This window comes from Pelagibius sp. (genome assembly GCF_028281305.1).
Classification (GTDB): domain Bacteria; phylum Pseudomonadota; class Alphaproteobacteria; order Kiloniellales; family Kiloniellaceae; genus Pelagibius.
In genome coordinates this window covers 33,969-42,911 of record NZ_JANQKD010000129.1, presented here as the reverse complement: position 1 = coordinate 42,911, position 8,943 = coordinate 33,969, and the positions used below count along the sequence as shown (strand labels likewise).

Sequence of the window (8,943 nt, the reverse complement as noted above, 5' to 3'; positions counted from 1 at the left end):
CGGCGATTCGCTGGCACAGGCCGATGGCGCCGAGGCCTTCACCTACAACGATGCCTACGGCGACGGTGCGGTGGCCGGTGACGACGACATCACCACCGGCGACGACAACGACACCGTGGCCGGCGGCTCGCTGGCCAAGGGCGTGGAGTCTGCCCTGGCCTTCACCGACAACGATGCCGGCGACTCCGGTTCGGCCGGCAACGACGACATCGATGGCGGCGCAGGCGACAACTGGGTTTCCGGCGACTCCTTGGCGCAGGCCACGGGTGCCGGCGGCACGGCGACGGCGATTGCCAACAACGATGCCACCGGTGCAGGCACCTCGGCCGGCAACGACGACATCAACGTGGGCGACGGCAACGACACCACCGCAGGTGATGCGCTGGCCATCGGCGACAACGTTTCTGCAACCGCAAACAACAACGCCGCAGCCGGCGGTGTTGTCGGCAACAACGTGATCAACGCCGGCGGCGGCGCCAACGAGGGCGGCGGCAACGCCTGGACGGTGGAAACCGTCGGCGGCTCCACCGCCACCGCGAACAACACCGCGGCCGGTGGCGGCTCCAAGGCGGGCGACGACACCATCACCGCGGGTGACGGCGGCAATCTCTTCGCCGGCGACGCGGGCGAGAGTTCCGGCGGCGTGGCCGACGCGGTGGTGAAGAACGATGCGGATGACGGCGGTGCCGCGGGCAACGACAAGATCACCACAGGCTCCGGCAGCGATACGCTTTCGGGTGGTGCTCTTGCCAGCGGTGTGACCGGCGCAAACGCCACCACCACCAACGACGCCCTTGGCGGCGGTTCGGTCGCCGGTGGCGACGAGATCCGCTCCGGCGGCGGCGCCGACAAGGTGGCCGGCGATGCGCTGGCGGCTGCGCCGACCGGCGCGGTGGCCACGGCCAACAATATGGCTCAGGCCGGCGGCACGGCGGGTGGTGACAACCTCATCACCCAGTCGGGTGCCGACGAGGTCGGCGGCGACGCAGCCGCTTTCGGCGACGGTGCCATGGCCACGGTGAACAACACCGCGATCATCGGCGGTGGCCAGTCCAAGGCCGGCAACGACCGGATCCGCAGCGGCAACAGCAACGACGTTGTCTCCGGCGGTGCGCTGGCGGCCGGCGTCGCGGCGGTGGCCGGGATCGTCAACGACGCCCTGGCGCGCTTCGGCAATGCCTTCAGCGGCAAGGCCCAGGCCGGCAATGACGACATCAACAGCGGCACTGGCGCGGATGTGGTTGCCGGCGACGCTCTGGCAACCGGCGCGAACAGCACGGCGAGCGCGGAGAACAAGGCGAAGGTCGAAAGCGACGGCGAGGCTCAGGCGGGCAACGACAAGATCGTGACCGACGCCGATGCCCTGGGCGACGTGGTGGCCGGCGATGCCGCAACCACGGATGTGGCCGGCGGCAACGCGACGGTGACCAACACCGCAGAGGTTGCCGATGGCAACACGGGCACGGCAACGGCCGGTAATGACAGCATCACCGCGGGCGACGGCAACGACACCATCTCCGGCGGTGCGCTGGCGGCCGGTGCCGGGGCCACGGCCCAGGCCGACAACACGGCGACGGTGGGCTCGACCGGTACGGCCGGCGCGGGCAACGACGATATCGACATCGGTGACGGTGCCGACAGCGTTGCGGGTGACGCCCTGGCAACCGGCGCCGGCGGCAATGCTGTTGCCAACAACAAGGCGTTCTCGACAGGCAGCGATGCCGATGCCGGCAGGGACGATATCGACGCCACGGCGGGCTCCACCGGCGACCTCATCGCTGGCGACGCTGGCAGCCTGGGCGGCAACGCCACGGTGCTGAACTACGGCGACGCCGTTGGCTCCGGGTCTGATGCTGATGCGGGTAACGACACCATCAGAAGCTCGGACGGCAGCGACACCATCTCCGGTGGTGCAGCCACCACGGCGGCCGGCGCGACGGCGACGACAACCAACACGGCAATCGCCGGTGACGACGGCGACGTGAATGTCGGCAATGACTCGATCGTAGCCGCCGGGGGCGACAACCTGGTAGCCGGTGATGCGCTGGTGTCGAACGTTGGCGGCGGCAATGCCACGGTCGTCAACACGGGGACGGGTACGGACGCCGACGATGTCGATGCTGGCTTTGACACCATCGAGGCTGGTGACGGCAAGGACACTATCGCCGGCGATGCATTGACGGCCGGCGATGGAGCCACGGCCTCCACCACAAACACGGCAAACACCACGGCGACCAAGGCGGGGGTCAGCAACAACGCCGACGTCGGGGATGACAGGATCGAGGCGGGCGGAGGCGACAATCTGCTCGCGGGCGACTCGGCTGCGCTTGGTTCGGCCGCCACGGCGACGGTGCTGAACACCGCCAGTGACCTTGACGACTTCGGCAACTCGACCGGAACCGATGCGGGCAAGGACACGATCGAGGCCGGCGACGGCAACGACACAGTGGCCGGTGATGCTCTGGCCAGTGGTGGCGGCGGCAGCACCGCTTCCGTTACCAACGACGCCACGGCGGCCGGCGGGCTCGAGGACTTCGAGGCCGATGCCGATGCGGGCGCCGATCGCGTGACCGTCGGTGGCGGGGACAACATGGTGGCCGGCGACGCCGGCAGCACCAACACCGCCGGTGGCAACGCGACGGTCCTCAACAAGTCGAATGCCACCGACTATGGCGATGCCGAAGCCGGCAGCGATCGGATCGAGGCGGGCGAAGGCAAGGACACCATCTCGGGCGGTGCATTGGCGGCTGGTGTGGCGCTGGCGATGGCGGGGGCCGTAACGGCGGCCACCACCAACACGGCGACCGCCGCTGACGCTGGTTCCAAGGCGGAGTCCGGTGACGACACCATCGAGGCCGGCGACGGTGCCAACACGGTGGCGGGCGAATCCCTGGCCACCGGCGCTTACGGCATCGCCGACTCCAACAACAATGCCACGGCGACCGGCGGGGCCACGGCCACGGCGGGCGACGACGAAATCTCGGCGGAGGACGGCGACGACACCATCTCCGGTGATGCGCTGTCGACCGGCGACTACGGCACCGTGGTTGCAGTGAACACCTCCTCGGCCAGCTCCTTCGCTTCGGCGGGCAGCGATACCATCAATGCCGGTACCAATCTCGATGCCGGCGGCAAGAACACCGTGGCCGGCGACGCGGCGGCGACGGGTGCCGGCGGCACGGTGACCCTGTCCAACGATGCCACGGCGGGCTTGGGCGAGGCCCATTCCGGTGACGACGTCATTGACACCGGTGACGACGACGACCGGATCGCGGGCGAGGCCCTGGCCGACGGCGACACCACGGCCAGCAACACCGCCACCACGACCGGCGGGCTGGGGGCTTCCTACGCCGGCAACGACGAGATCTTTGCGCGCGACGGTGAGAACACGGTCTCCGGCGGTGCCTACAGCACTGACGGCAACGCCACGCTGACCAACACGGCCGATGCAACGGCCGACGGCGGCGAGGCCTATGCCGGTGACGACGAGATCCGCACGGGTGTCGACGCCGACGTGATCGCCGGTGAGGCCCTGGTTGTCGCACCGACGGGTGACGGCCTGGTGGCCAAGGCGGACAACGACGCCATGGCGACCGCCGGCGACTACGGTCTCGGCATCGCCTCTGCCGGCAACGACTACATCGTCAGCGGCAATGACGACCTGGGTGGCGAGGACGTAGGCGACACGGTGTCCGGCGACGCGCTGATGGGCGATGGCGGCGAAGGCAACGACGCGGTGGCCGAGAACGACGCCACGGCGACCCAGGGCGACTTCGGCCTGGCGATGGCCCTCTCCGGCAACGACTACATGGTCCTCGGTTACGGCGACGATGTGGCGGCCGGTGAAGCGCTGGCGCAAGGCACGGACGGTGAAGCCAAGGCGACGAACACCGCCCTGGTGGACTCCGAAGGCGGCGAAGGGGCCGGTCTGGCCCTTGCCGGCAACGACCTGATGCGCGGCGACGAGGGCTCCAACACCATGGCCGGTGAAGCCCTGGCGACCGGTGAGAACGGTTCGGCCATCGCCCACAGCGATGCCACGGTCGGTACGGACGGCGGTGAAGGCGGCGTGGAAGGCGCGGTCGGCGCAGCCCTGGCCGGCAACGACCTGATGTACAACCGCGAGGACGGCGACGACACCCTCTCCGGTGACGCGCTGGCCACCGGTGTCGGCGGCACCGCCGAGGCCAAGAATACGGCCACGGTCAACGGCACCGGCGACGGCGACATCGACTTCCTGGATCTCGGTGACGGCGGAGAGGGCTTCGGCGGCTTCATCGAAGGCCTGGTCGACGAGCTCAATCCGGCGGTCGCGCTGGCCGGCAACGACGTCATCTACGGCGGCGGCTACGAGGCCGACGGCGACGGTGGCGACCTGGTGGCCGGCGATGCCCTCTCGTCCAACGGCGCGGGCGGCAACGCCAACGTCGACAACAGGGCAACCATCAACATGATCGATGGCGGTGTCGGTATCGCCCTGGCGGGCAACGACATCATCGTCACCGGCGATGCCAGCGACACCATCTCCGGCGGCTCGCTGGCGGCGGGTGCCGATGCGGATGCCACCACCAACAACACCGCCGAGGTGATCGGCTCCGACGGCGGCGAGGGCTCCTTCGGCAGCCTGGCCGCGGCCGGCAACGACGTCATCATCAGCGGAAACGCTGGTGCCGACGGCGGTGAGGGTGCGCAGGCATTCGCTGATGGCGGTGAGGGCCACGGTGATGGCGGTGAAGGCGGCGCTGCGGGCGATCTGATCGCCGGTGACGCGATGGCGCTGGGCGAGGACGGCACGGCGGAGACCACCAATACGGCGGTCATCGATCCGACGGCACCGGCCTTTGCCACGGTGGCGATCGCAGGCAGCGACCTGATCTTTGCCGGCGACGGCAACGACACCATCTCCGGCGGCACGCTCACCACGGGCGACGGCGAGACGGCCACCAACAACAACCACGCCTCTGTGATGGGTGGGGCCGAGTACGGCATCAACGTCGCGGTGGCCGGTGGCGATGTCATCGACTACGAGGGCGGTTACGAAGGCGGCGAAGGCTTCTTCGACGGCAACAACCTCGTGGCCGGCGATGCGCTGGCGACCGGCGATGCCGAGACGGTGGAAGGCGGCGACGACGTCGCGGCCAAGGCCACGGCCAACAACACGGCCGAGGTCTCCATCACCGGTGGCTTCGCGGCGGCTTCGGCCGGCGACGACGGCATCGGCGCGCCGGCCGGCGGGCTCTTTGGGGTCGGCGGCTACGGCGAGTACGGCAACATCCTGGGCGAGTTCCTCGACGAGATCGCCGGTATCGAAGGCGGTGAGGGCAACGACACCATCTCCGGTGACGCCCTGGCCTCCGGCGTGGCCGGTGTGGCCGAGGCCAACAACAAGGCCACGGCCGATGTCGCGGTCGAGGGTGGCGAAGGCAGCGCCATGGCGACGGCCGGCAACGACGTCATCGTCAGCGAGTCGGGCTTCCCGATTGTGCTGGCCGCCGACGGTGGCGAAGGCGGTGGTGACGGCGGCGAAGGCGGGCCTGTGTTCGTCAACGGCAACCTCATCGCCGGTGACGCCATGACCTCCGACGAGGCCGGCGGAGACGCCACGGTGAACAACACCGCCGAGGCCAGCGGTACGGCTTCGGGTGTGCCCAGCGACGGCGGTGAGGGCATCGACTTCGGCTTCGCCTTCAGCGGCGCCGGGGCCGGCAACGACTTCATCGTCACCGGGGCCGGCGACGACACCATCTCCGGCGGCGCGCTTGCGGCCGGCGAGGGTGCCACGGCGGAGAACAACAACGTCGCCAAGGCGACCGCGACGCCGGGTGAGTACGGCTTCTCCTTCGTGGAAGCCACGGCCGGCAACGACACCATCCTCGCTGACGATGCCCAGTTCTTCTGGGGCGACGATGTGATCGCGGGCGATGCCCTGGCCACCAACCGCAACGGTGTGGCGACCGCCAACAACACGGCGATGGCGATGGCCATGGCGCTGGGCCTGGGCTTCGGGGCTTCGGCCTACGGCGAGGCCGGCAACGACTACATCGACGGGGCCGAAGGCAACGACCTCATTGCGGGTGATGCCATGACCTCGGCGGTCGACGGCGGCGACGCCACGGCCAACAACGAGGCCAAGGCCGATGGCGGCGAGGGCAATGATGCCTACGCTTCAGCCGGTAGTGATGACATCTACGCCTCCGACGGCGATGACAGCGTGGCCGGTGACGCCCTGGCGGCTGGCGATGGCTCGACGGCACTGGCCAACAACACGGCCACGGCCAGCGAGGGCGGTTTCGCCGAAGCCGGCAGCGACTACATCGTCACCGACTCCGACGGGGCCGACCTGGCCTCCGGCGGAACCCTGGCGACCGGCGAGGATGCCCTGGCCCATACGGTCAACATCGCGACGGCGACGGGCAACGGCACGGCCGTTGCCGGTGACGACACCATCGACGCGGGCGACGGCAGCGACACCCTCTCCGGTGACGCTCTGGCCTCGGGCGACTACGGCGAGGCCCTGGCGGAGAACACCGCCGAGGCCACCGACACCGCCACCGCGCGGGCCGGCAACGACCTCATCGTCGACGACGGTGATGCACCGGAGCCTGAGCTGATCGAGGCTGTCTACGTCAGCTTCTCCGGCCAGCCGCCGATCCACGTCCCGGTCGATGAGAACCTGGATGATCCGGGCGAGTACGTGATCGTGCCGGGCGACCTCGGCAAGAGCGATCACACCTGGTCCGGTCGTTCCATGGACGGCGACGGCTTCATGCGGATCTCCAATGACACGGGCGGCGAGGTGACCTGGTGGCTGACGTCGACATCGCCGGCGGGGGTCTACGAGTTCGAGGTAACCATTCCGGCCAACTCGACGGCTGTAATCAACATCGGCCAGGTGCCGGACGGCGTGGTCTTCAAGGTCTTCGAGAACCAGGGCGGCCCGGATGCCGGCTTCGGTACCGAAACCACGGGGAATGCGCCGATCGATAAGATCGCCGGTCCAGATCCGGTGGACGATGTCATCGCCGGTGACGCCCTGGCGACCGGGGTCGGCGAGGACGTGGACGATGGTGCCAACACCTTCAACACGGCAACCGCCTCCAAGAGCGGTAAGGCCACTGCGGGTGACGACACCATTGCCGGCGGTGACGGCAACGATCTGATCTCCGGCGGCACCATGACCACCAACGTGGCGGGCGAGGATGCGATCAACGAGAACCTCGCGACCGTGACCTCCGACTCAAACCCGGATGCGGAGGCCCGGGCCGGCAACGATCTGATCTTCGGCGGCAACCAGTTCGCGATCTGTGGGCCCTGTGCCCCCTGCATCCCGGTCGAAGCCCCGAGCAACGACACCATTGCCGGTGACGCCCTGACGGCGGCGGAGAACGACTTTGCGATCGCCCGCAACGATGCGGTCGTGGAGGCGCCGCTCAATCCGGAGCTTGGCCCGACGGCCACGGCGAAGGCGGGCGACGACACCATCTACGCTGGCGACGGCCAGCATGTGGTCTCCGGTGATGCCATGTCGATTGCCGATGTGACGGTGGATGCGCCGGTGGCTTTCGTGGCCCAGGCGCTGAACACCGCCCGCGGCGACGGCGCCAGCGCCGGCAACGACAAGATCACGGTCGGTGACGGCAACCCGAACGGCGATCCCTTCGTGATCGACATTCCGCAGCCTGTCGTGCCGCCGGTGGGCGCCACCGCCGATGGCGGCGAAGGCGGTCACGGTGGTGACGGTGGCGAAGGCGGAGATGGTGGTGACGGAGGCGAAGGCGGTGACGGCGGCGAAGGCGGCCTGGGCGAGAGCCTGGAGTTCTTCGGCTCCCTGATCTCCGGTGACGCTCTGACCACCGGCGACAACGCCGATGCCCTGGCGGTGAACGATGCCGAGGAGCTGAGTGACGACTTCGGAACCCAGCGGGCCGGCAACGACACCATCACGGCGGGCGACTATGGCCATGTCATTGCCGGTGATGCCCTGGCGACGGGCAAGGATGCCAACGCGGTGGTCAACAACAACGCGGCAGCCGCGGCAGCCGTGGCCATCGTCGGCAGCGATCTCATCATCTCGGGTGACGGCAACGACCTGATCTCGGGTGACGCGATGGCCACCGGCGGCGGCGACGCCACCGCCCAGCGGGACGTCGACACGGCGCTCTTCGCCGACAGCAAGGCCAGTGATGACACCATCATGGCCGGCGGCGGCGACGACATCATCGCTGGTGACGCTCTGTCGATCGGCGGCCTGGCTGCGGTCAAGTTCGGCGGCGACGACTACATCGACGGCGAGGACGGTGACGACACCATCTCCGGTGACGTGCTGGCGCTCGGCGAGGGATCGGACGAGGAGATCGATCTGATCGGCGGCGACGACACGCTGCTCGGCGGTGCCGGCAACGACGTCATCTTCGGCGACTCGAGCGAGGTCACCGGCAACGGCGGCGACGACGTCATCAACGGCGGTCTCGGTGACGACACCATGACCGGCGGCAGCGGTGCCGACACCTTCGTCTTCGACGGAGCGGCAGCCGATGTTAATGGCGATGTCGACACCATCACCGACTTCGACCTCGGCGAGGGTGACGTGATGGATCTCTCGGATCTCCTGACCGGCCTGCCTGCGGGTCCGGATGGGAACGACCTGGACGACTACCTGAGCTTCGCTTTCGCGGGCGGCGATACGACCATCACGGTTGATATTGACGGCAGTGGAGCAGGCACGGAGACCACAGAGATTGTGGTCCAGGGTGTCGACCTGACGGCGCTGGGCGGATCCGACGCCGACATCATCGACAGTCTGCTCGGCAGCGGGAACCTCGTGGTCGAGTAAGAAACCAAGCTCCAAACAGCCTTTACAGGGCCCGGCGGGAAACCGCCGGGCCCTTTTCTTTGCTGGCTCCCGCCCTCCGAGACGGTGCCGCGCGTCCGATTCGGGCAGGG

Annotated in this window: 1 protein-coding gene; it reads left to right on the top strand. The window is 68.9% G+C overall.

What is annotated here, in order from left to right; all coding sequences use genetic code 11:
- Nucleotides 1–70 precede the first annotated feature (70 nt).
- A complete protein-coding gene (locus Q0982_RS23530; RefSeq protein ID WP_299400424.1) occupies nucleotides 71–8,833 on the top strand; it encodes a type I secretion C-terminal target domain-containing protein in 8,763 nt (2,920 codons plus the stop codon).
- Nucleotides 8,834–8,943 lie beyond the last annotated feature (110 nt).